This is a genomic window from Streptomyces sp. CA-146814 (assembly GCF_050942385.1).
In the GTDB taxonomy this organism is placed as follows: domain Bacteria; phylum Actinomycetota; class Actinomycetes; order Streptomycetales; family Streptomycetaceae; genus Streptomyces.
In genome coordinates, this window is the sequence record NZ_CP192068.1 from 2,585,232 (window position 1) to 2,607,784 (window position 22,553).

The 22,553-nt window shown below is 69.9% G+C and carries 25 protein-coding genes, 1 tRNA gene and 2 riboswitches; of the genes, 9 read left to right on the plus strand and 17 right to left on the minus strand.

All coding sequences use genetic code 11. The features are described from left to right. Positions 1–97: 97 nt before the first annotated feature. A complete protein-coding gene (locus ACQP09_RS11405) occupies positions 98–2,512 on the plus strand; it encodes a transglycosylase domain-containing protein (protein ID WP_433398136.1) in 2,415 nt (804 codons plus the stop codon). A gap of 21 nt (positions 2,513–2,533) precedes the next feature. Here ACQP09_RS11405 and ACQP09_RS11410 read toward each other — a convergent pair whose 3' ends face one another. From ACQP09_RS11410 to ACQP09_RS11420, 3 genes are all read right to left on the minus strand, one after another. Next, positions 2,534–2,854 carry a DMT family transporter gene (locus tag ACQP09_RS11410; RefSeq protein WP_018512395.1) on the minus strand — a complete coding sequence of 107 codons (321 nt, stop codon included), beginning with the start codon at positions 2,852–2,854 and terminating at the stop codon, positions 2,534–2,536. Positions 2,855–2,896: 42 nt separating this feature from the next. Next, a riboswitch (guanidine-III (ykkC-III) riboswitch) is annotated at positions 2,897–2,955 on the minus strand. Between the two features lie 66 nt (positions 2,956–3,021). Further along, positions 3,022–3,324 carry a GroES family chaperonin gene (locus ACQP09_RS11415; RefSeq protein WP_203611033.1) on the minus strand — a complete coding sequence of 101 codons (303 nt, stop codon included), beginning with the start codon at positions 3,322–3,324 and terminating at the stop codon, positions 3,022–3,024. A gap of 148 nt (positions 3,325–3,472) precedes the next feature. Then, on the minus strand, positions 3,473–3,787 hold the full coding sequence (locus ACQP09_RS11420) for a DUF3618 domain-containing protein (RefSeq protein ID WP_433398138.1): 315 nt from the start codon (positions 3,785–3,787) through the stop codon (positions 3,473–3,475). A 143-nt stretch (positions 3,788–3,930) separates the two neighbouring features. On the opposite strand from ACQP09_RS11420, the gene bcp reads away from it, so the two are divergent. From bcp to ACQP09_RS11445, 5 genes are all read left to right on the plus strand, one after another. Then, positions 3,931–4,398, plus strand: a complete 468-nt coding sequence (gene bcp / locus ACQP09_RS11425; RefSeq protein WP_433398140.1) for a thioredoxin-dependent thiol peroxidase — start codon at positions 3,931–3,933, stop codon at positions 4,396–4,398. A gap of 223 nt (positions 4,399–4,621) precedes the next feature. After that, a complete protein-coding gene (gene proP, locus ACQP09_RS11430; RefSeq protein ID WP_433398142.1) occupies positions 4,622–6,118 on the plus strand; it encodes a glycine betaine/L-proline transporter ProP in 1,497 nt (498 codons plus the stop codon). A 112-nt stretch (positions 6,119–6,230) separates the two neighbouring features. Next, positions 6,231–6,890: an HNH endonuclease gene (locus ACQP09_RS11435; protein WP_433398143.1), complete on the plus strand. Its 660-nt coding sequence runs from the start codon at positions 6,231–6,233 to the stop codon at positions 6,888–6,890. Further along, positions 6,887–7,594, plus strand: a complete 708-nt coding sequence (locus ACQP09_RS11440) for an HNH endonuclease signature motif containing protein (protein ID WP_433398145.1) — start codon at positions 6,887–6,889, stop codon at positions 7,592–7,594. The genes ACQP09_RS11435 and ACQP09_RS11440 overlap by 4 nt, the downstream gene beginning before the upstream one ends. A gap of 10 nt (positions 7,595–7,604) precedes the next feature. After that, positions 7,605–7,689, plus strand: a tRNA-Leu gene (locus ACQP09_RS11445). Positions 7,690–7,751: 62 nt separating this feature from the next. On the opposite strand, the gene rdgB is transcribed toward ACQP09_RS11445, so the two are convergent. From rdgB to ACQP09_RS11465, 4 genes are all read right to left on the minus strand, one after another. Continuing rightward, the gene (rdgB, locus tag ACQP09_RS11450; protein ID WP_433398147.1) at positions 7,752–8,354 is read right to left on the minus strand and encodes an RdgB/HAM1 family non-canonical purine NTP pyrophosphatase; all 603 of its coding nucleotides are present in this window, start codon (positions 8,352–8,354) and stop codon (positions 7,752–7,754) included. A gap of 32 nt (positions 8,355–8,386) precedes the next feature. After that, complete coding sequence (locus ACQP09_RS11455; RefSeq protein WP_433398149.1) at positions 8,387–8,776, minus strand: hypothetical protein; 390 nt, start codon at positions 8,774–8,776, stop codon at positions 8,387–8,389. A gap of 122 nt (positions 8,777–8,898) precedes the next feature. Continuing rightward, entirely contained in the window at positions 8,899–9,636 is a 738-nt protein-coding gene (rph, locus tag ACQP09_RS11460; protein ID WP_401158517.1) for a ribonuclease PH, read from the minus strand. A gap of 194 nt (positions 9,637–9,830) precedes the next feature. Further along, on the minus strand, positions 9,831–10,064 hold the full coding sequence (locus ACQP09_RS11465) for a glucose PTS transporter subunit EIIB (RefSeq protein WP_103532506.1): 234 nt from the start codon (positions 10,062–10,064) through the stop codon (positions 9,831–9,833). A gap of 221 nt (positions 10,065–10,285) precedes the next feature. Between ACQP09_RS11465 and ACQP09_RS11470 the strand changes: the two genes are divergently transcribed. Continuing rightward, positions 10,286–11,545 (plus strand): PTS transporter subunit EIIC, encoded by a 1,260-nt coding sequence (locus ACQP09_RS11470; RefSeq protein WP_433398152.1) that lies wholly within the window; start codon positions 10,286–10,288, stop codon positions 11,543–11,545. Between the two features lie 260 nt (positions 11,546–11,805). Continuing rightward, positions 11,806–13,071: a PTS transporter subunit EIIC gene (locus ACQP09_RS11475; RefSeq protein ID WP_433398154.1), complete on the plus strand. Its 1,266-nt coding sequence runs from the start codon at positions 11,806–11,808 to the stop codon at positions 13,069–13,071. Positions 13,072–13,159: 88 nt separating this feature from the next. On the opposite strand, the gene ACQP09_RS11480 is transcribed toward ACQP09_RS11475, so the two are convergent. After that, complete coding sequence (locus ACQP09_RS11480) at positions 13,160–13,912, minus strand: MBL fold metallo-hydrolase (protein WP_356754103.1); 753 nt, start codon at positions 13,910–13,912, stop codon at positions 13,160–13,162. Between the two features lie 282 nt (positions 13,913–14,194). Between ACQP09_RS11480 and ACQP09_RS11485 the strand changes: the two genes are divergently transcribed. Beyond that, the gene (locus ACQP09_RS11485; protein ID WP_433398156.1) at positions 14,195–14,719 is read left to right on the plus strand and encodes a type II toxin-antitoxin system PemK/MazF family toxin; all 525 of its coding nucleotides are present in this window, start codon (positions 14,195–14,197) and stop codon (positions 14,717–14,719) included. Between the two features lie 70 nt (positions 14,720–14,789). Here ACQP09_RS11485 and ACQP09_RS11490 read toward each other — a convergent pair whose 3' ends face one another. The 9 genes from ACQP09_RS11490 to ACQP09_RS11530 all read right to left on the minus strand — a co-directional run bounded on the left by ACQP09_RS11490 (position 14,790) and on the right by ACQP09_RS11530 (position 22,500). After that, entirely contained in the window at positions 14,790–15,740 is a 951-nt protein-coding gene (locus tag ACQP09_RS11490) for a PLP-dependent cysteine synthase family protein (RefSeq protein WP_084746599.1), read from the minus strand. Continuing rightward, positions 15,740–16,018, minus strand: a complete 279-nt coding sequence (locus ACQP09_RS11495; RefSeq protein ID WP_006124874.1) for a MoaD/ThiS family protein — start codon at positions 16,016–16,018, stop codon at positions 15,740–15,742. The genes ACQP09_RS11490 and ACQP09_RS11495 overlap by 1 nt, the downstream gene beginning before the upstream one ends. Before the next feature lie 116 nt (positions 16,019–16,134). Beyond that, entirely contained in the window at positions 16,135–16,251 is a 117-nt protein-coding gene (locus ACQP09_RS11500; protein WP_309544402.1) for a putative leader peptide, read from the minus strand. Between the two features lie 69 nt (positions 16,252–16,320). Then, entirely contained in the window at positions 16,321–17,118 is a 798-nt protein-coding gene (locus ACQP09_RS11505) for an ABC transporter ATP-binding protein (protein ID WP_433398159.1), read from the minus strand. Positions 17,119–17,179: 61 nt separating this feature from the next. Next, positions 17,180–18,220, minus strand: a complete 1,041-nt coding sequence (locus ACQP09_RS11510) for a FecCD family ABC transporter permease (protein ID WP_433398161.1) — start codon at positions 18,218–18,220, stop codon at positions 17,180–17,182. Continuing rightward, the gene (locus tag ACQP09_RS11515) at positions 18,217–19,212 is read right to left on the minus strand and encodes an ABC transporter substrate-binding protein (protein ID WP_433398163.1); all 996 of its coding nucleotides are present in this window, start codon (positions 19,210–19,212) and stop codon (positions 18,217–18,219) included. Before ACQP09_RS11515 ends, ACQP09_RS11510 begins: the two co-directional genes overlap by 4 nt. Positions 19,213–19,251: 39 nt before the next feature. After that, positions 19,252–19,429: riboswitch (cobalamin riboswitch) on the minus strand. 29 nt (positions 19,430–19,458) lie between these two features. Further along, positions 19,459–19,881: a Mov34/MPN/PAD-1 family protein gene (locus ACQP09_RS11520; protein WP_432150556.1), complete on the minus strand. Its 423-nt coding sequence runs from the start codon at positions 19,879–19,881 to the stop codon at positions 19,459–19,461. Positions 19,882–20,097: 216 nt separating this feature from the next. Beyond that, a complete protein-coding gene (locus ACQP09_RS11525) occupies positions 20,098–21,543 on the minus strand; it encodes an amino acid permease (protein WP_433398165.1) in 1,446 nt (481 codons plus the stop codon). 345 nt (positions 21,544–21,888) lie between these two features. Then, positions 21,889–22,500 carry a DUF2017 domain-containing protein gene (locus ACQP09_RS11530; RefSeq protein ID WP_433398167.1) on the minus strand — a complete coding sequence of 204 codons (612 nt, stop codon included), beginning with the start codon at positions 22,498–22,500 and terminating at the stop codon, positions 21,889–21,891. Between the last annotated feature and the right edge of the window lie 53 nt (positions 22,501–22,553).

Genomic DNA, 22,553 nt, shown 5'->3' on the forward strand with positions numbered 1-22,553 from the left:
GACGGAAGAACGAGGGAGATCGGAGGATGATACGAGGGTTTCCCGGCGAAACGGGCACTATGGGATCACCGACCGCACCCGAGGAGCCCGCACCGACATGAGCGACGAGCACCAGACCTGGGCCCCTCGGGACCCCTCAGCCGCCTCCGCAAGCCCCGGGGCCGCCGAGGGCGCGCAAGGGAGCGCATCCGGGAACGGGAAGAAGAAGGGGCGCACGAAACGCCCCAAGCGGACCGGCTGGCGCCGCCTCGTCCCGACCTGGCGGATTGTCCTCGGGAGCGCCCTGGTGGCCGGACTCCTCCTCGTCGGCGGGTTCTTCGCCGGATACCAGCTCGTCGACATCCCGGCCGCCAACGCCGGCGCCGACGCGCAGTCCAACGTCTACTTCTACAAGGACGGCACCGTCCTGGCCCGCGACGGCGAGGTGAACCGGGAGAAGATCAAGCTCTCCCAGGTGCCCGCCACCGTCCAGCAGGCCGTACTCGCCGCCGAGGACCGCGACTTCTACAGCCAGCCCGCCGTCGACGTACGGGCCATGTTCCGGGCCGGCTGGAACACCGTGACCGGCAAGGGCAAGCAGGGCGGGTCCACCATCACCCAGCAGTACGTCAAGAACTACTACCTCGGCCAGGAACGGACCGTCGTCCGCAAGGCCAAGGAGTTCTTCATCGCGATCAAGCTCAACCGCGAGCAGAGCAAGGACCAGATCTTCGAGGGCTACCTCAACACCAGCTACTTCGGCCGCAACGCCTACGGCATCCAGGCCGCCGCCCAGGCGTACTACGGCAAGAACGTCGAGGACCTCACCACCGCCGAAGGCGCGTACCTCGCCTCGCTCCTCAACGCTCCCAGCGCGTACGACGTCGTCGCCCACCCCGACAGCAAGCCCGCGGCGCTGAGCCGCTGGAACTACGTCCTGGACGGCATGGTCAAGGAAGGCTGGCTCGACTCCGGCGAACGGTCCACGACCGAATTCCCGGTCCCCGGCGAGGCCAAGCCCTCCACCGGCCTCTCCGGCCAGCGCGGCTACCTGGTGCAGGCCGTCGAGGAGTACCTCACCGGCAACGGCATCATCGACGAGGAGACCCTCGCCACCGGCGGCCACCGCATCACCACCACCCTCGACAAGAAGAAGCAGGACGCCTTCGTCGCGGCGGTCAAGGACAACGTGATGAAGAAGCGCAGCGACGACCGCGAGCCGGACAGGAACGTGCGCGTCGGCGGCGCCTCCATCGTCCCGCAGACCGGCGAGGTCGTCGCGATGTACGGCGGCGTCGACTACACCCAGCAATACGTCAACAACGCCACCCGCCGCGACTACCAGGTCGGCTCCACCTTCAAGCCGTTCGTCTTCACCGCCGCCATCGCGGGCGGCTCCACCACCCAGGACGGCCGGCGCATCACCCCGGAGACGTACTACGACGGCACCAACAAGCGGACCGTCCAGGGCCCGCAGGGCTCCACCGGTTACGACCCCGCCAACGAGGACGACGTCGACTACGGGCAGATCACCGTCCGCACCGCCACCGACAAGTCCGTCAACGCCGTCTACGCGCAGATGGCCCAGGACGTCGGCCCGGAGAAGGTGCGCGACACCGCCGTCGCGCTCGGCATCCCGAAGACCACCCCCGACCTCACCGCCTCCCCCTCCATCGCGCTCGGCCCCGCCACCGCCAGCGTCCTGGACCTCACCGAGGCGTACGCGACGCTCGCCAACCACGGCCGGCACGGCCCGTACACCCTCGTCGACAAGGTCACCAAGGACGGCACCGAGATCGAACTGCCCGACCGCACGACCGAACAGGCCATCACCCGCGAGGCCGCCGACACCACCACCGCACTCCTGCGCTCCGTCGTCGAAGGCGGCACCGGCTCCGCCGCCCAGGCCGCCGGCCGCCCCGCCGTCGGCAAGACGGGCACCGCCGAGGAGGACAAGGCCGCCTGGTTCGCCGGGTACACGCCCGACCTCGCGACCGTCGTCGCCGTGATGGGCCAGAACCCCGAATCCGGCGTCCAGACCCCGCTGTACGGAGCCCTCGGCCTGGACCGCGTCAACGGCGGCGGCGTACCGGCGGAGACCTGGGCCGCCTACACGGAAGCGGCCCTGCGCTCCTCACCGGCCCAGGAGTTCGACCTCCGGACGGCCCCCGGCTCCGACGAACCCCAGGAGCCCGGCGAGGACGGAACCGACAGCGTCACCGACCCGGACGCCCCGGACGGCACCGACTCCCCCAGCACTCCCAGCACCACAGCCACCCCCTCGGCCCCCACCGCCCCCGCCCCGTCCACCCCGCCGGGCAACGGCGACGGCACCACGGGCACCACCGGCGGCGCGACGGGCGGAACGGACGGAGGGACGGACGGCGGGACGACGACCGGGGACACCGGCGACGGCGGAACGGGAACCGGCACCGAGGGCGGCACCGACGGAGACAACGGCGACGACGGTACGGGAGCCCTCGGCGGCGGCCTCATCGAAGGGGTCCGCGGCGGCCGCGAACAGGGCGAGTGAGCCCGCCCCTCCGGGCACCCCTCAGTGCCCGGAGGTCGCCTTCAGCCCGACCACGGCCACCAGCAGCAGACAGACGAAGAAGATCCGGGCGGCGGTCACCGGCTCGTTCAGCACGACCATGCCGAGGATCGCCGCACCGGCCGCGCCGATACCGACCCACACCCCGTACGCCGTACCGATCGGCAGCGTCTTCGCGGCGTGGGACAGCAACACCATGCTCGCCACGATCCCGAGACCGGTGAACACGCTCGGCCAGAGCCGGGTGAACCCCTCGGTGTACTTCATCCCGATCGACCAGCCCACTTCGAGCAGACCGGCGACGATCAACAGAACCCAGGCCATGGAAACCTCCGACGACAACGCGCGAGCGCGTGAACGAACACGGATGCGTCGTCTTTGCCTGCCCGGTACGGCGCGTCTCGTCGGGGTGGTTCCACCGTAGCAAGGAATGGCAGGAGGGCCTGGTGACCATGGTCACCAGGCCCTCAGCCGTACGTCCCGCAGATGGCCTACAGATACAGCCCGGTCGAGTCCACCGACCCCTCGAACCGGTCCGCCGCCACCGCGTGCAGGTCGCGCTCGCGCATCAGCACGTACGCCACGCCCCGCACCTCGACCTCGGCACGGTCCTCGGGGTCGTACAGCACCCGGTCCCCGGGCTCCACCGTCCGCACGTTCTGGCCGACCGCGACGACCGCGCCCCAGGCGAGCCGGCGGCCCACCGCGGCCGTCGCCGGGATCAGGATGCCGCCGCCGGAACGCCGCTCGCCCTCGGCGGTGTCGTTCCGCACCAGGACGCGGTCGTGCAGCATGCGGATGGGCAGCTTGTCGTCGTCGCGCGGGCTGCCGTGGATCTTGCCGTGGGTGTTGTCGCTCACGCCCGCAACCTACCGTCACCGCACCGGCGCGCACGCCTGAGGGGGCCGTGCCGCCCGCGCGCCTCCCGGGCGGACGGGTCCGTCACCCGCGGCGCTTGGAGACCGTGATCAGCCCCACCACACCCACCACCAGCAGCGCGGCGGGAATCACCCGCTCCAGCCGCGGCGAACCGTCCACCGCGACGAACTGCGCCTTCACCTGCGACACCGAGCGATTCACCGCGACGAACGCGCGGCCGGCCGTCCGGTCGACGGTCTGGGCCGCCTTGGCCTTCGCGTCGCCGACGATCGTCTTCGGGTGTACCCGCACACCGATCTCGTCGAGCACCACAGCGAGCTGCTCGCGCCTGCTGATGATGTCCGCCTCGATCTGCGCAGGGGTCCTGGCATCCGACACTGCGCCGCCTCCGTGGTCGTGTCTCCGGTAAACCTTCTTCTGAACCTTCGTCGACAGTCTGTCAGCTCGAACCCCCGCGCACCCGACGGCACCCCTATTACGCTCGGTCCCGTCCGACCCGTGCACCACCCGAGGAGAACCACATGAGCGAGCGACTCAAGCCCGGCGACCCCGCTCCCGCCTTCACCCTTCCCGACGCCGACGGCAACGAGGTCTCGCTCGCGGACCACAAGGGCCGCAAGGTCATCGTCTACTTCTACCCGGCTGCTCTTACCCCCGGCTGCACCAAGCAGGCCTGCGACTTCACGGACAACCTCGACCTCCTGGCGGGCGCCGGCTACGACGTCATCGGCGTCTCCCCGGACAAGCCGGAGAAGCTCGCCAAGTTCCGCGAGCAGGAGAACCTCAAGGTCACGCTGGTCGGCGACCCGCCCAAGGAGACCCTGGAGGCGTACGGCGCCTTCGGCGAGAAGAAGCTGTACGGCAAGGTGGTGACGGGCGTCATCCGCTCCACCGTCGTCGTGGACGCGGACGGCAAGGTCGAGCACGCCTTCTACAACGTCAAGGCGACCGGCCACGTGGCCAAGATCATCAGGGACCTGGGCATCTGACCCGGCCCCTCCCGGCTCCGCCTCGCCCCGGATGGGCCATCCGGGGCGAGGCGGCCCGGACGCCCTCCCGTACGGCGGCGGAGCACGCGCAGCCCGTGCGCCTGCCCCGGAATGATGTCGAGATCATGTGACGGACGTCGCATCGGACCGTGAAGTCGGTTTGCGACCGCCACGACCGCGCAGAAGCCTTTCCTGGAACACCCTGCGAGGAAAGGACCCGGCCATGGCGGCCCCCGACCCCCACCAGGCGGCCGACCCCTCAGCGGTCAAACGCCACCCTGCGCTCTTCCGGGCCGCCCGGAAGCGCAAGAACCCGCGGCTGCGCCGGACGGACATCACCGTCACGGACGACGCCGCGGTGAAGCGCGCGGTGAAAGCGGCGTCGCTGGGCAACGCCATGGAGTGGTTCGACTTCGGGATCTACTCCTACCTGGCCGTGACGATCGGCCAGGTGTTCTTCCCGTCCGACAACGAGACGACCCAGCTCCTCTCCTCCTTCGCGACCTTCGCGGTGGCCTTCCTCGTACGCCCGCTCGGCGGCATGTTCTTCGGCCCGATGGGTGACAAGGTCGGCCGCAAGAAGGTCCTCGCGCTGACGATGATCCTGATGGCGGTCGGCACGTTCGCCATCGGCCTGATCCCGTCGCACGACACGATCGGCGTGTGGGCCGCGGTCCTGCTGATCTTCTTCCGGATGCTCCAGGGCTTCTCGACGGGCGGTGAGTACGGGGGCGCGTCCACGTTCATCGCCGAGTACGCCCCCGACAAGCGGCGCGGCTTCTTCGGCAGCTTCCTGGAGTTCGGGACCCTGGCCGGCTACGTCGGCGCGGCGGGCCTCGTGACGGCCCTGTACGCCCTGCTGAACGACGCGCAGATGGAGGCCTGGGGGTGGAGGATCCCGTTCCTCGTCGCGGGCCCGCTGGGCCTGGTCGGCCTCTACCTGCGACTGAAGCTGGACGAGACCCCGGCCTTCCAGAAGCTGGAGGGCGGCACGGCGCACGCGACCGAGGCGGCGGACGGCGTTGAGGCCACGGCGAAGGGGGACCTGGCCAAGATCTTCCGGCAGTACTGGCCGACGCTGATCCTCTGCATCTGCCTGGTGGGCGCGTACAACATCACGGACTACATGCTGCTGTCGTACATGCCGACGTACCTCTCCGACGAGCTCGGCTACAGCGAGACGCACGGGCTGCTGATCCTGCTCGCGGTGATGCTCTTCCTGATGACGATCATCAGCCAGGTCGGCAAGCTCTCCGACCGCTTCGGCCGCAAGCCGCTCCTCATGACCGGCATGCTGGGCTTCCTCTTCCTCTCCCTCCCCGCGTTCCTCCTGATCCGCATCGACGGCATCCTCCCGATCACGGTCGGCATGCTGATGCTGGGCCTCTCGCTGGTCTGCATGCTCGGCACGATGTCGGCGGCCCTCCCGGCCCTGTTCCCGACCCACGTCCGCTACGGCTCCCTGTCGGTCGGCTACAACCTCTCGGCGTCGATCTTCGGCGGCACGACCCCGCTGGTGATCACGGCCCTGATCAGCTGGACGGGCTCGAACCTGATGCCGGCGTACTACGCGATGGCGGCGGCCCTGATCGGCGTGATCGCGGTGGCCTGCATGAAGGAGACCGCCCAGCAGCCGCTGATCGGCTCACCGCCGTCGGTCGAGACGGACGAGGAGGCGGCGGAACTGGTCCAGGCGCAGGCGCCTGAACCGAAGTTCTGAGGCCGTCCGCCTTGCCTGCCCCCTCCGAATTCCGGACGTAACCATCCGATAAACGGTTCGTTACTCCGTACGAGGCTGCGAACGTGCGGCCGGAGTCGGAGGGGGCAGAGGCATGGGGAACAGCCCGTACACGCGGGAGCGGCTGGCGGAGGCGGCCTCGTCGTCGCGGACGCTCTCGGAGGCGCTGGCGAAGCTCGGGGTGGATCCGAAGAGTCCGACGCGGCGGTATGTCCGTGACCGCATGCGGAAGATGGGCATAGCCACGGAACACTTCGAACGCGAGGGCACTCGCTGGACCAGAGAAGTACTGGTGCCCGTGGTCGCCCTGTCGACCAGCGTCTACGACGTCTTGCGGCGCCTCGGCCTGGAGGCCGTGGGGGGCCACCACAGCAACATCAGCAGACGCATCAAGGCGTACGGCATCGACACCTCACACTTCGCCCCGCCCTCGCGCGCCGGGACGACGAAGCGTCACCTTCCGCCCGAAAAGCTGCTGGTGGACGACTACTCGCCACACCCTCGCCGCATTCCCAGCTCCCGCCTCAAGGCCGCCATGGCCTCGCTCGGCGTGGCGGAGCACTGTGCCCTCTGCGGAACGGAACCGCTCTGGCGCGGTCGGCCGCTCCCGCTGGAGGTGGACCACATCAACGGCAGGTGGAGCGACAACCGTCCGGAGAATCTGCGGCTGCTCTGCCCCAACTGCCATTCGGCGACGGACACGTATCGCGGCCGCGGCAAGGGGCCTCGTGCCGGGCATGGCGGCGGCAGGTGAACCAGAGACAGCGGTACACCCGCGAGCGGCTGGTCGAGGCCGCGGAGCGTTGTTCGGACATCGACGAGGTCATCGTGTTCCTGGGTACTCGTCCTTACGCGAAGCTCCACCGTCATCTGCTGAGGCGGTTCGCCCACTTCGGGATCGATGTCTCCCACTTCAGGCACTGCGGCTCGCACACCGCAGCCTCACGCCCCTCGCGGGACACGCTCCGTGAGGCTGTGGCGGCCTCACGCTCCGTCGCAGAGCTGCTCCGCAGACTCGGGCGCCCCGCGAACGGGCACCAGCGGAAGCTTCTACGGCAGTGGATCGCCGAGGAGTCCCTGTCGACCTCGCACTTCCTCGGTCAGGCACACCAGCGTGGCAGGCCGGGCCCGACCCCTGCCAGGCGCCCCGAGGAAGTGCTGGTGAAACACGCCGGCAGCCATCGCACGAGGACGGTTCTGCTCCGCAGGGCCCTGCGTGAGATCGGCATCGCCGAGCAGTGCGACGAGTGCGGAACCGAGCCGGTCTGGCGCGGATCGCCTATCACCCTGGAGATCGACCACGTCAACGGCGACTGGAGCGACGACCGGGCCGAGAACCTCCGGCTGCTCTGCCCGAACTGCCATGCCGTCACCACCACCTGGTGCCGAGGGGGCGCACGCAGGGTCGCACGCCAGGGAACTCTCACACCGGCCGGGCCACCTCGCCCGGTACGATGACATGCGTCTGGCGGCGGTGGTGCAACTGGCGACACAGCAGACTTAGGATCTGTGGCCCGTGAAACGGCTTGAGGGTTCGAATCCCTTCCGCCGCACGGATACGGCCTGCGAATCGAAGGATTGATTCGCAGGCCGTTCTCGTCGGGAACGCTCCGAACTACCCCACCAGCTCCCGCACCACCGGCACCAGCGCCCGGAACGCCTTCCCCCGGTGGCTGATCGCGTTCTTCTCCGCCGGGGTCAGCTCCGCGCAGGTGCGGGTCTCGCCCTCCGGCTGGAGGATCGGGTCGTAGCCGAAGCCTCCTGTGCCGGACGGGGTGTGGCGCAGGGTGCCGTTGAGGCGGCCCTCGACGACGCGTTCGGTGCCGTCGGGGAGAGCGAGCGCGGCGGCGCAGGTGAAGTAGGCGCCGCGGTGGGCGTCGGCGATGTCGCCGAGCTGGGCCAGGAGCAGGCGCAGGTTGGCCTCGTCGTCGCCGTGGGTGCCGGACCAGCGGGCGGAGAAGATGCCGGGGGCGCCTCCGAGGACGTCCACACAGAGGCCCGAGTCGTCGGCGATCGCCGGGTGGCCGGTGGCCTGGGCGAGGGCGTGGGCCTTGAGGAGCGCGTTCTCGGCGAAGGTGACGCCGGTCTCCTTGACGTCGGGGATGTCCGGGTACGCGTCCGCGCCGACGAGGTCGTGGTCGAGTCCCGCGTCGGCGAGGATGGCGTGCAGTTCGGTGATTTTCCCGGCGTTGCGGGTGGCGAGGATCAGGCGCGTCATGCGCCCATTGTCTCCTCCCGCGGCGGGCGGACCTACGGCGTGCAGACCTTGCCGATCTCCGTGGCCGCATTCGTCACCGGGGTGATGTCCGGGGTGACGTCACCGCTCTCGATGGACCCGCGCACCTCGGTGACGCCCGCCTGGAGGTCGTCCACCGCCTTGGAGAGGTCCGCGTTGTCCGTGGTGTCGTCCAGCTTCTTGAGCTCGCGGTCGATCTCGTCCAGGGACTCGGAGGCCTGGGTGATGTCCTCGGAGGCGTTGGAGACGGCCTGCTGCAGGTTGTTGACGCTGGTGGCGATGGCGTCGGCGGTGCGGACGCAGTCGAGGGCCTTGTCGAGGCCGGCGCAGCCGGCGGCGGTGGTCAGCGTGAGCAAGGCGGCGGCGGTGGCGAGTGCGAGGCGTTGGTGGCGGCGCGAAGCCATGGTGCGGTCCCTCCCCGGGATGGTTACGCGGACGGGCGCACGGTTCGACCCGTGCGCCCGTGCTCGTAACGACGCTGTGGCGTGCTTATTTGGTTGCTTCTTCACCCGGGGAAGGTGAGTCGCTACGCGTTCTGCGTGGTGGCGAGTGCGTCACGCTGGAGGGCGGCGAGGTCCACGCAGCCCGCGGTGGCCAGGTCCAGCAGCGCGCCGAGCTCCTTGCGGTCGAACGGGGCGCCCTCGGCGGTGCCCTGGACCTCGACGAAGCGGCCGTCACCGGTGCAGACGACGTTCATGTCCGTCTCGGCGCGGACGTCCTCCTCGTAGCAGAGGTCGAGCAGCGGGGTTCCGTCGACGATGCCGACGCTGATGGCGGCGACGGTGTCGGTGAGCGGCTTGCGGCCGGCCTTGACGATCTTCTTGCCCTGGGCCCAGGTGACGGCGTCGGCGAGGGCGACGTACGCGCCGGTGATGGCGGCCGTACGGGTGCCGCCGTCGGCCTGGAGGACGTCACAGTCCAGGACGATGGTGTTCTCGCCGAGCGCCTTGTAGTCGATGACCGCGCGGAGGGAGCGGCCGATCAGGCGGCTGATCTCGTGGGTGCGGCCGCCGATCTTGCCGCGTACGGCTTCGCGGTCGCCGCGGGTGTTGGTGGAGCGGGGCAGCATGGAGTACTCGGCGGTGACCCAGCCCTCGCCGCTGCCCTTGCGCCAGCGCGGGACGCCTTCGGTGACGGAGGCGGTGCAGAAGACTTTGGTGTCGCCGAAGGAGATGAGGACTGAGCCTTCGGCGTGCTTGCTCCAGCCGCGTTCGATGGTGACGGGGCGGAGCTGTTCGGGGGTGCGGCCGTCGATGCGAGACATGGGGCCGACTGTATCGGGTGGCGGCCATGGCTCCGTTCGGGTGCGGTGGGGCCGTGGGCGGGGCCGGGAGCGTGCGTACGTCGCGGGTCCGCCCTGCCCTCGCACCGTGTTCCCGTACGGCGGTACGCCGCAGGCCCCGGCACCTGGTGGGGTGCGGGGCCTGCGGTGCGCGGCGGCGGGTTGTCAGCCGGTCGTCACATCATGTCTTCGATGTCGGCGGCGATGGGGTCGGCGTCGGTGCCGATGACGACCTGGATCGCGGTGCCCATCTTGACGACGCCGTGGGCACCGGCGGCCTTCAGGGCGGCTTCGTCGACCTTGCTGGCGTCGTGGACCTCGGTGCGGAGGCGGGTGATGCAGCCTTCGATCTCGTCGATGTTGTCGATGCCGCCGAGCCCGGCGACGATCTTCTCAGCCTTGGTGGCCATGCCTTCTCCCTGGTTTTCGCGTGCAGACGGGCCGCCCGCTGCGGGTCCGTTTCGTCACGGTAACGCACGGTTGGCCCAACTTCGCGGGCGGGTAACCGGACTATCACCAAAGATAACGATCACCGGTCCCCTGCCTTCGGGGCGGGCCCGGACCGTGACGCAACTGGTCTACACCAGTTTCCGACGACCACCAAACGAGGCTTGTTCCGGGAAGGACGCCGATGAGTTCGAGCGCCGCTGCGGCACCGCAGCCAAAATGGTGGAACGGGCCGGTCCAGGGGTTGCAGAAGGTCGGCCGCTCCCTCCAGCTCCCGGTGGCCGTCCTCCCGGCGGCGGGCCTGCTCGTCAGCCTCGGGAACCTCTTCGACTCCTATCTCGACGGCGCCTTCTGGGACAAGACCTCCAAGGTCCTGCTCAACGGCGGCACCGCGATCCTGGACGGCCAGCTGGGCCTGCCGCTGCTCTTCTGCATCGGCGTGGCCATCGGCTTCGCGAAGAAGGCCGACGGCTCCACCGCACTGGCGGCCGTCGTCGGCTTCCTGGTCTACCGGGGCGTCCTCACCGCGTTCCCGATGGACGGGACGGTGACGGACGAGCTGCCCGACGGCGAACCGCAGAACCCGGGAGTCCTCGGCGGCATCCTGATCGGCCTGCTGACCGCCGTGGTCTGGCAGCGCTACCACCGCACCAAGCTGGTGGACTGGCTCGGCTTCTTCAACGGCCGGCGCCTGGTGCCGATCCTGATGGCGTTCCTCTGCGTGGCCCTGGGCGTGCTGTTCGGGCTGCTGTGGCAGCCGGTGGGTGACGGGCTGACCTGGTTCTCCAAGCAGCTGATCGGCCTCGGCTCGTGGGGCGCGGCGATCTTCGGTTTCGCGAACCGGCTGCTGATCCCGATCGGCATGCACCAGTTCCTGAACACGTTCTTCTGGTTCCAGGCGGGTGAGTTCACCGGGGCGGACGGCCAGACCGTCCAGGGCGACATCTCGCGGTTCTTCGCCGAGGACCCGTCGGCCGGCCAGTTCACCTCGGGCTTCTTCCCGATCATGATGTTCGGCCTGCCGGCCGCAGCTCTGGCCATCACCCACTGCGCGCGGCCCGAGCGCCGCAAGGAGGTGGGCGGTCTGATGGTGTCGGTGGCGCTGACCTCGTTCGTGACCGGCGTGACCGAGCCGCTGGAGTTCTCGTTCATGTTCGTCGCGCCGCTACTGTACGGCGTGCACGCGGTGCTCACCGGGGCCTCGATGGGCATCACCTGGCTGCTCGGGGTGCATGCCGGGTTCAGCTTCTCGGCCGGGTTGATCGACTACGTCGTCAACTGGCACCTGGATACGAAACCGTGGCTGATCATCCCGATCGGCGCGTGCTTCGCGGTGATCTACTACGTCATCTTCCGCTTCGCGATCACCAAGTTCGACCTCAAGACACCGGGCCGGGAACCGGAGGAGATCGAGAAGGAGATCGAGAAGGACCTGACGAAGTAGCAGGTCGACGGGGTTTCACCCCGGTCGCGCAAGGCCCTCGGACCGCCCGGTCCGGGGGCCTTCGCCATGTCACCGAACGTGCCGGGTCTGCTACCGCGAATCAACAGGGAATTGCAGGTTCCTTATCTAACCCTCACCGTGCTAAAACTGGTCTACACCACTGAGTGGTCCAGACCACGGCGCTCTGCCGCAGGGTCTGTCGAGTCGCCGCCTCCCCGCATCAACGACCTGGGCGGCACCGTGTCCCATGGAGGAAGTTGATGACCACGGCTGAGACCGCACCCGCGGCCGAGAAGAAGAAGGGCGCCGGCGCGATGGCCGTCATGCAGCGCATCGGCCGCAGCCTCATGCTGCCGGTCGCCGTGCTGCCGGCCGCCGCGCTCCTGGTCCGCCTCGGCAACGGCGACATGCTGGGCCGCGACTCGTTCCCGACCTTCATCACGAAGCTCGCCGGCTACATGGCCGCGGGCGGCGGCGCGATCCTCGACAACATGCCGCTGCTCTTCGCCGTCGGCATCGCGATCGGCTTCGCGAAGAAGTCGGACGGCTCGACGGCCCTGGCCGCCGTCACCGGCTACCTCGTCTTCCAGAAGGTGCTCGCCACCTTCACCGACAGCAACCTGCCCCAGGTCGCGAGCGTCGCCGACGGCAAGATCGTGATGAGCGACGCCCCGGTCAACGCCGGTGTCCTCGGCGGTGTGGTGATGGGCATAGTCGTGGCCCTGCTGTACCAGAAGTTCTACCGGACGAAGCTGCCCGACTGGGCCGGCTTCTTCAGCGGCCGCCGCCTGGTCCCGATCCTCTCCGCCTTCGCGGGTCTGCTCATCGGTATCGTCTTCGGCCTGATCTGGCCGGTCCTCGGCGCCGGTCTGCACAACTTCGGTGAGTGGCTCGTCGGCTCCGGCGCGGTCGGCGCGGGCATCTTCGGTGTCGCCAACCGTGCGCTGATCCCGGTCGGCATGCACCACCTGCTGAACTCCTTCCCGTGGTTCCAGGCGGGCGAGTACAACGGCGCCCACGGCGACATCGCCCGCTTCCTCGCCGGTGACCCGAACGCCGGACAGTTCATGACCGGCTTCTTCCCGATCATGATGTTCGCCCTCCCGGCGGCCTGCCTCGCGATCGTCCACTGCGCCCGCCCGGAGCGCCGCAAGGTCGTCGGCGGCATGATGTTCTCGCTCGCGCTGACCTCGTTCGTCACCGGTGTGACCGAGCCGATCGAGTTCACGTTCATGTTCATCGCCCCGGTGCTGTACGCGATCCACGCGGTGCTCACCGGTGTGTCGATGGCCCTGACCTGGGCGCTCGGCATGAAGGACGGCTTCGGCTTCTCCGCCGGCCTGGTCGACTTCCTGCTGAACCTCGGCATCGCCACCAAGCCGTGGCTGCTGGTCCTCGTCGGCCTCTGCTTCGCGGTGGTCTACTACGTGATCTTCCGCTTCGCGATCACCAAGTTCAACCTCCCGACCCCGGGCCGGGAGTCGGACGAGGAGCTGGCCGAGCTGCAGAGGGCCGAGGCGAAGTAGCCCTCAGCCGCACCCCGTACGCCGTACCCCGTACACGACGAGACCCCCGCCTCCTTACCGGACGGCGGGGGTCTCGTCGTACGCGTCCTCAGATCTCGTACACCGCTCCCGGCACGGCCAGTTCCACCGGGCCCGGGTAGACCGCCTGCGCGTCGGCGAGGTTGCGGTTCTCGTCCGTCCACGGCGGGATGTGGGTGAGGACGAGACGGCGTACGCCGGCGCGCGCGGCGGCCTCGCCGGCCTCCCGGCCGTTGAGGTGCAGGTCGGGGATGTCTTCCTTGCCGTCGACGAACGACGCCTCGCAGAGGAACAGGTCCGCGTCCCGGGCCAGCTCCTCCAGGGCGTCGCAGGTGCCGGTGTCGCCGGAGTAGGCGAGGGTGGAGCCGCCGTGCTCGATCCGGATGCCGAAGGTGTCGACCGGGTGGCGGAGCTTCTCCGTACGAACGGTGAAGGGGCCGATCTCGAAGGCGTCGGCCTTGAGCGTGTGGAAGTCGAAGACCTCGCTCATCGCCTGCTCGGACGGGGTGTCGGCGTGGGCGGCGGTCAGGCGCTGCTCGGTGCCCTCGGGTCCGTAGACCGGGAGAGGGACGGGGCGGGCGCCGTCGTGGCGGTAGTAGCGCACGACGAAGTACGCGCACATGTCGATGCAGTGATCGGCGTGCAGGTGGCTGAGGAAGATCGCGTCGAGGTCGTAGAGACCGACGTGGCGCTGCAGCTCGCCGAGGGCGCCGTTGCCCATGTCGAGGAGCAGCCGGAAGCCGTCGGCCTCTACGAGGTAGCTCGAGCATGCCGAACCCGGGGACGGGAACGAGCCGGAGCAGCCGACGACGGTGAGCTTCATGGAGCGTGAACCTCCGAGACGTGGGAACGGGGAGGGTTCGTGCGGGTGAGGTCGTGCGGGTGAGGTGTGCCGTGCGGGTGCGGTCGTGCAATTCCTGCCGGAACGTTTTGCGGTTTGTCGAGCGTAAGGCGCAAAACTCCGCGTCGCTCCTCTGCCGCCTGCCGTTGTGGGGGAACTCACCTGCTCTGTCACCGGTTCGATGGAAGCGCGCCCACGGTGGGCCCGGGCGCGGCGTCCTGAGGCGGGCGAGGCGGCTGTGGGCCCCGCCGGTACGGTCGGGGGATGGACACGATCTGGTGGGTGGCGCTGGTCGCCGTGGTTCTGCTGGCCCTCGTCGCCGCGGTGGTGGACGGGCGGGGGCGGTCCGGGCGAGGGCCCGGGTCGCGGCGGCCGGAGCGGCCGGGGCGGCCTGCGGGGTCGACCCGGCCGCCGTCGCGGCCCTCGGGGAAGCCGTCGGGGCCGGCGGGGCGCGGTGAGGGGCGTACGCCGCGGGCGGGCGAGGTGTGGTGGGCCGATGTGCCGTACGAGGACGGGCCCGGGTCCAAGGACCGGCCGTGCCTGGTGCTTTCGGTACGGGGACGGGGGCGGGGGCGTACGGTGCTCGTCGCCAAGATCACCAGCAAGCATCACGAGGAGCGGCCCGGGGTGATCGCGCTGCCTGCGGGGGCGGTGGGGGATCAGCGCGGGCGGCAGAGCTTCCTGGAGACGGATGAGCTGCGGGAGGTGCGGATCGGCGGGTTCCGGCGGCGGGTGGGGACCGTGGACGCGGAGGTGTGGGAGCGGGTGCGGGGGTTGGGGGCGGGGTGAGGGCGGGGCCCTTTTCGGGGCTCCGCCCCGGACCCCGCTCCTCAAACGCCGGAGGGGCTGAATCCAGGGCCTACGCCCACAGCTGGCCCTGGAGCGTTTCGATCGCTGCCTCCGTCGTCTCCGCCGTGTACACACCCGTCGACAGGTACTTCCAGCCGCCGTCCGCCACCACGAAGACGATGTCCGCGCTCTCCCCCGCCTTGACCGCCTTCTTCCCCACGCCGATCGCCGCGTGGAGCGCGGCGCCCGTGGAGACGCCCGCGAAAATGCCCTCCTGCTGGAGGAGTTCGCGGGTGCGGGTGACCGCGTCGGCGGAGCCGACCGAGAAGCGGGTGGTGAGGACCGAGGCGTCGTAGAGCTCGGGGACGAAGCCCTCGTCGAGGTTGCGGAGGCCGTAGACCAGGTCGTCGTAGCGCGGTTCGGCGGCGACGATCTGGATGCCCTCGCGGTTCTCGCGGAGGTAGCGGCCGACGCCCATCAGGGTGCCGGTGGTGCCGAGGCCCGCCACGAAGTGCGTGATGGACGGGAGGTCGGTGAGGATCTCCGGGCCGGTGGTGGCGTAGTGGGCGCCCGCGTTGTCCGGGTTGCCGTACTGGTAGAGCATCACCCAGTCCGGGTGTTCGGCGCTGAGCTCCTTCGCGACCCGTACGGCGGTGTTGGAGCCGCCGGCGGCCGGGGAGGAGATGATCTCGGCGCCCCACATGGCGAGCAGGTCGCGCCGTTCCTGCGAGGTGTTCTCCGGCATGACGCAGACGATGCGGTAGCCCTTGAGCTTGGCCGCCATGGCGAGCGAGATGCCGGTGTTGCCGCTGGTGGGCTCCAGGATCGTGCAGCCGGGGGTGAGCCGGCCGTCCTTCTCCGCCTGTTCGACCATGTGGAGCGCGGGGCGGTCCTTGATCGAGCCGGTGGGGTTGCGGTCCTCCAGCTTGGCCCAGATGCGGACGTCCTCGGACGGGGACAGCCGCGGGAGGCGGACGAGGGGGGTGTTCCCCACGGCCGCCAGCGGGGAGTCGTACCGCATCAGCGCATGCCGCCGGCGACGGCCGGGAGGATGGTGACGTTGTCGCCGTCGCTGAGCTTGGTGGAGATGCCGTCGAGGAAGCGGACGTCCTCGTCGTTGAGGTAGACGTTCACGAAGCGGCGGAGCTGCTCGCCGTCGACGATGCGCTCACGGATGCCGGTGTGGCGGCTCTCCAGGTCGGCGAAGAGGTCGGCGAGGGTGTCCCCGTTGCCTTCGACGGCCTTGGCGCCGTCGGTGTAGGTGCGGAGGATGGTCGGGATGCGGACCTCGATGGCCATGGCGTGGGCTCCTGTCGAAAGCGGGGAGGTGGTGGCGTGGGGCGCGCGCGTTTCTTCCCCCGCGCAGGGGGTGGGGCAGGTGGGTGGCGCGTGGGCCGTGACTCAGGCCGTGCGGCTCACGGGCAGGCTGCGGGCGGGGGACAGATCGCGCTCTTGAGCCTGCACAGGTCGACGTGCAGCCGCGCGACGAGCAGCGTGCCCGGCGTCCTGTTGCTCACGTCATGGGGAACCATGCGGGCATCGTATCGATTCCCCGTCCGGAAACCCGAGTGTGATCCCACATCGTGGATGGTGAGTGACCGTTATATGGACAGAGCGGGGCGGCCGGGGCCCTCCGGGACGTAGACCACCGTGGGCGCGCCCGTCTTCGGGTGGGTGCTGACCTCGGCTGCTACGCCGTAGACCTCGCTCAGCAGTTCCGCCGTGAGGACCTCCTCCGGGGTGCCGGAGGCGACGGTGCGGCCGTCCTTGAGGACGTACAGGCGGTCGCAGTAGTACGCGGCGAGGTTGAGGTCGTGCAGGGCCAGCAGGTTGGTGGTGCCGAGGCCCCGGACCAGGGAGAGGATCTCCAGCTGGTAGCGGATGTCCAGGTGGTTGGTCGGCTCGTCCAGGACGACGAGCGCGGGCTGCTGGACCAGCGCGCGGGCGACCAGGGCGCGTTGGCGTTCGCCGCCGGAGAGGGAGGCGAACGTACGGGGTTCGAGTGCGGCGATCCCGACCCGGTCGAGGGCCTCGGTGACCAGGGCGGTGTCGGCGGCGTTGTCGGCCTCCCAGAACCGCTTGTGCGGGGCGCGGCCCATCGCGACGACCTGGCCGACGGTGAGTTCGAAGCCCGCGTGGCTCTCCTGCGGGACGGTGGCGATGCGCTGGGCGCGGGCCTTCACGGGGAGGGTGGCGAGGTCGTCGCCGTCGAGGAGGACGCGGCCGTGGGTGGGGCGCAGGGTGCCGTAGACGCAGCGCAGGAGCGTGGTCTTGCCGCTGCCGTTGGGGCCGACCAGGCCGACGGTCTCGCCGTCGGCGGCGATGAGGTCGACCGCGTCGACCAGATGGCGGCCTTCGCCGGTCCCGTACGAGAGTGCCTCGGTGCGCAGGGTGGTCACGGGCGGGCTCCCTCGGGCGTACGTACGGGGGTCATGCGGGTGCTCCCGGCAGGAGTGGGCCTCATGCCGGCGCTCCTTCCGGCCGGCGGCGCAGCATCCACAGGAAGAACGGGCCGCCGGTGAGGGCCGTGAGCACGCCCACCGGGATGTCCTGCGGGGCCGCGAGCGTCCGGGCGGCCAGGTCGGCGAGGACCAGGAACACCGCGCCGCCGAGCGCGACCACCGGCAGCAGCGCGCGGTGCGAGGCGCCGACCGCCATCCGGGCCATGTGCGGGACCATCAGGCCGACGAAGCCGATCGCTCCGCTGTACGCGACGAGCGCGCCGGTCATCAGCGAGGCGAGCACGAAGACGGCGGCCCGGAAGCGGGCGGTGTCCAGGCCGAGGACGGTCGCGCCCTCCTCCCCCACCAGGAGCAGGTCGAGCGGCCGGGCGAGGGTCAGGAGTACGGCCGTACCGGCGATCAGCGTGATCGTCGGCAGCGCGAGCATGTCCCAGCGGGCCGCGCCGAGGCCGCCGAGCGTCCAGTAGAGGACTTCCTGGAGGTGGTCGGCGCGGGCGGAGGTGACCAGGATCAGGCTGGTGAGCGCGGAGAGGATGTAGGAGACGGCGACTCCGGCGAGGACGAGCCGGTTGGTGGTGAGGCCTCCCCCGCCGCGCGCCAGCGTGTAGACGAGGAGCAGCGAGAGCAGCGCGCCCGCGAAGGCCGCGGCCGGGATCGTGACGGTGGTGGCGAGGGTGGCGCCGATGCCGAGGACGATCACCAGGACCGCGCCGGTGGAGGCGCCGGAGGAGACGCCGAGGAGGAACGGGTCGGCGAGCTGGTTCCGTACGAGCGCCTGGAGGACCGTGCCGATGACGGCCAGTCCGGCGCCGACGACGATGCCGAGCAGGACCCGGGGCAGCCGGACGTCCAGGACGATCGTGCGGAACGGGCTCGCCTCCGCCCGGCCGGTCAGGATGTCGATGACCTGGCCGGGCGGGATGCGGACGGAGCCGAGGGCGAGGGCGGCGACCGCGGCGGCTGCGAGGAGGGCGGCGAGGACGCCGACGACCAGGGTGTAGCGGAGCAGCCGCCGCGGTGCGGAGGTGCGGCAGGTCACGAGGTGGTGGCCGCCGGGTGGAGCTGGGCCGCGAGCTTCTCGACGGCGGCGGGGACGCGCACGCCGAGGACCGCGTCGGAGAGCGGCATCACCGCGAAGCGCTTGTTCTTGATGGCCGGGACGTCGGCGAGGGCCGGGTCGTCGAGGAGGCGCTTCTTCTTCTGGGCGACGGTGGTGGAGCCGTAGTCGTAGATCACGATCGCCTCGGGCTTGCGGGCGACCACGTTCTCCCAGGAGGCGTCGCCGAAGGACTTGTCGAGGTCGGCGAAGATGTTGGTGCCGCCGGCGCGCTTGATCAGCTCGTTGCCGATGCCCTTGCCGCCCGCGGTGAACGCGGTCTTGTCGCCGCTGTCGTAGACGAAGACGGGGAGCGGCTTCAGCTCGGCCAGCTTCTTCGCGGTCGCCGCGTTGTCGGCCTCGGCCTGCTTGATCCAGGCCTCGGCGCGGTCGGTGACGCCGAAGGTGCGGCCGACCTCGCGGATCTCCTCGTAGAGGGTCTCCATCGGGGTGTCGGCCTTGGCGCAGCTCTCGGTGTTGAGCCGGGTCTCGATGCCGGACTTCTTGAACGCCTCGCGGCCGCGGCCGTCGCCCGCTGTGAAGGCGCTGCTGTAGCCGCCGTAGACGAAGTCCGGGTTGGTGGCGAGGACCTGCTCGTAGGAGGGGTACTCCTTGGCGATCACCGGGACGGAGGCGTAGTCCTTCGCGTACTTCGGCAGCACCTGGTCGTCGAGGTAGGCGGTGCCGACGAGGGACTTGGTGAGGCCGAGCTCCAGCATGATCTCGGTGACGTGCTGGTTCATGGTGACCACGCGCTTCGGCGGGGCCTTGTACGTGGTGGTGACACCGCAGTTGGTGACGGTGTACGGGAAGCCATCGCTCTTCGCCGCGGCCTTGTCCCCGGTGGGCTCGTCGCCCTCGGGGGTGGAGCAGGCGGTGAGGGCGAGCGGAAGCAGCACGGCGGCGGCTATGAGCGCGGGGGTGCGCCGGGACATGGCGGGGCCTCTCCGGGGGATTTCCGCGTCCCCTGGTCGATGCGGAGAAGGCAGCGGGCCAGTTCCTGGCTTCCGGGCCGCCGTCCGCGTACGGAGTCCGTACGGGAAGGGGCCTGGTCACAGTGGCGGGACCGTGCCGGATTCGCACCGGCTTCCTGGTTCCCGCTGCCTTGTGTTCGGGTCTGGGGTGCAGTGTGCCAGACCCGTCCGGCGGGTCGGCGGGGCCCCCGGAGGGCGCGCTACCGCTCAGTACGCCGCGACGACCTGCACGTCTTCCTCGGTGATCGCGCCGTCCACGATGCGGTACGAGCGGAACTGGAAGGGGCCGGAGCCGTCGGTGTCGGCGGTGGAGACCAGGACGTAGTGGGCGCCGGGCTCGTTGGCGTACGTGACGTCGGTGCGGGAGGGGTAGGCCTCCGTCGCGGTGTGCGAGTGGTAGATGATCACGGGCTCCTCGTCGCGGTCGTCCATCTCGCGGTACAGCTTGAGGAGGTCGCCGGAGTCGAACTCGTAGAACGTGGGCGAGCGGGCGGCGTTGAGCATCGGGATGAAGCGCTCGGGGCGCCCGGTCCCGGCCGGTCCCGCCACCACGCCGCACGCCTCGTCGGGGTGGTCGGCGCGGGCGTGGGCGACGATCTGGTCGTGGAGCGCCTGGGTGATGGTCAGCATGGCGCCAGGATAGGCATGCGGGCCCTCGCGTACCGGTGGGTGGTACGGGAGGGCCCGCATGGTGGACGCCGGGGCCGTGGGGGGAGGGTGAGCGGCCGGGGCGTCCGGGAGGAGGGCCGGTCGTGGGCCCGGGGTCGCCGGGCCCGCCCTCGGGGTCGAAGGGGTGGGCCGTGGTCGTCGGCCCGCCCTCGCGGTCGGTGCTGGGTGAAGCCTGGGTCAGCGCTTGGCGAAGGCGGTGTTCTCCGGGTCGCGCGACTTGAGCACCAGGTAGGAGACGCCGAGGACGAGCGCCCAGAGCGGGGCGCAGTAGAGCGAGATCCTGGCCTCCGTGTCGACCGCCATCATCACGATGACCATGCCGATGAAGGCGAGCGCGAACCAGCTGGTGTACGGGGCTCCCGGCGCCTTGAACGAGGACTGCGGGACCACGCCCTGGTCGGCGAGGCGGCGGTAGCGGATCTGGCTGATCAGGATCATGATCCAGGCCCACATGCCGGAGATGGTCGCGAAGGAGACGACGTAGTTGAACGCCTCGCCCGGCCACTGGTAGTTGATCCAGACGCCGACGAGCATCAGGGCCGCGGAGAAGGTGGTGCCGACGAGCGGCAGGCCGTTCTTCGTCAGCCTGGTGAAGGCGCGCGGGCCCTGTCCGTTCATGGCCAGGTCGCGGAGCATACGGCCGGTGGAGTACATGCCGGAGTTGCAGGAGGAGAGCGCCGCGGTCAGGACGACGAAGTTGACGATGGCGGCGCCGATGCCGAGCCCCATCTCCTCGAAGGCCTTCACGAACGGCGAGACGCCCGGCTTGAAGGTGGACCACGGGACGACCGACAGGATCATGATCAGCGCGCCGACGTAGAAGACGGCGATGCGCCACGGCACGGTGTTGATGGCCTTGGGCAGCACGGTCTTCGGGTCCTTGGACTCCCCTGCCGTGACGCCGACGAGTTCGACCGCGAGGAAGGCGAACATGACGATCTGGAGCGTCATCAGCATGCCGCCGACGCCGTTCGGGAAGAACCCGCCGTCGTTCCAGAGGTTGGAGACGGTCGCGGTGTCGCCCGCGTCGGAGAAGCCGAGGGTCAGGACGCCGGCGCAGATGAGGATCATGCCGACGATCGCGGTGACCTTGACCATGGAGAACCAGAACTCCAGCTCACCGAAGAGCTTCACGGAGATCAGGTTGGCGCCGTAGAGAATGACGGTGAAGACGAGCGCGGACAGCCACTGCGGAATGTCCCACCAGTACGTCATATAGGTGGCGGCGGCGGTGACTTCGGTGATTCCGGTGACGACCCAGAACAGCCAGTACGTCCAGCCGGTGACGAATCCGAAGAAGGGCCCGATGAATTCGCGGGCGTACTCCGAGAAGGAGCCGGAGACCGGCCGGTACATGAGGAGTTCGCCCAGCGCCCGCATGATGAAGAAGATGACCAGGCCCGCGAGGACGTAGGCCAGGATGAGGCTGGGTCCGGCCCGGTCGATCGCCTTGCCCGCGCCGAGGAAGAGCCCGGTACCGATGGCTCCGCCGATGGCGATCATCTGGATCTGACGGGCGCCCAGACCCCGCTGGTACCCCTCGCCACCGGTCTCGGCCTCGCCGGCTTCCGCGCCGGGCCTTCCCTTGTCGGCCTGTCCCTCGTCGACCTGTGCCGATGTCATGTGTGGTGCGCCTTTCTCCACGCCGATCCGCGCCGTCAAGGCTGCGGATCAGGTCCTGATCCCCCCGGATATGGATGGAGTGCCACCGGCGTTCGGCCGGCTTGTGGCGACCCCGGGAACAGGGGTGGCGTCCCCGGGCGATCGTGAAGATTTATCACGGACGTCACAGAACACCATGGGACATTCTGTGGCGCACCCCACAGATAAAAGCGGACAAGAAACTCCATCCACCACGAATGGCGCTTATGTCTTGGCGGGATCATTACCCGGATCTGAGCGTCCGTTGAGCGAACACGGACGCCTCGCCGATCGCGGCCGGGGGATTACGGCATCGGTGTCCGGGGATTACGGCATCAGTGTCTCGACGAGCGTTTCCTGGAGCGCGCCGAGCCAGAGGTAGGCCATCACCATCGGCTTGCGCGGGTCGCTGTCCGGGAGCCCGTAGAGCGAACCGTCCTCGCCCTCGTCCTCGTCGGAGACCTCCAGCCGGGTGCCGATGGTGAGGCGCAGGTCGTTGAGCGAGCCGAGCCAGGAGCGGCACTCCACGGCGGTGAGGGTGAGGACGGCTCCGCCGTCGCCGACGGGCGTCAGGGCGTCGAGCGTCCGGACGACCGCGAGGGCGTCCTCGCGCTTGCGGGAGCGCAGGTCGTTCTCGGTGAAGCGGCGGAACTCGGCGGACAGCTCCCGCAGCTCCTCCTCCGACTTCTCCTCGGGGGCCGAGCCGTCCGGGCCGCCGTACGCGTCCGGGAAGAGGCGGGCCAGGGCCGGGTCCGACGGCGGTTTGCTGGGGCCCTCGGCGAAGAGTGCGGCGAGCGGGTCCTCGCCGTCGGCGGGTTCGTCGCCCGGGCCGATCAGTTCGAGCAGCTGTACGGCGAGGGAGCGCAGGATCGAGATCTCGACCTCGTCGAGCGCGACGGCCGCGCCGCCGCCGGGGGTGGCCTCGAAATGGCCGGCCATGGATTCTCCGATGGTGGGTCGTACGGGGCGGGGGGTGCGTACGGCGGCGAGGC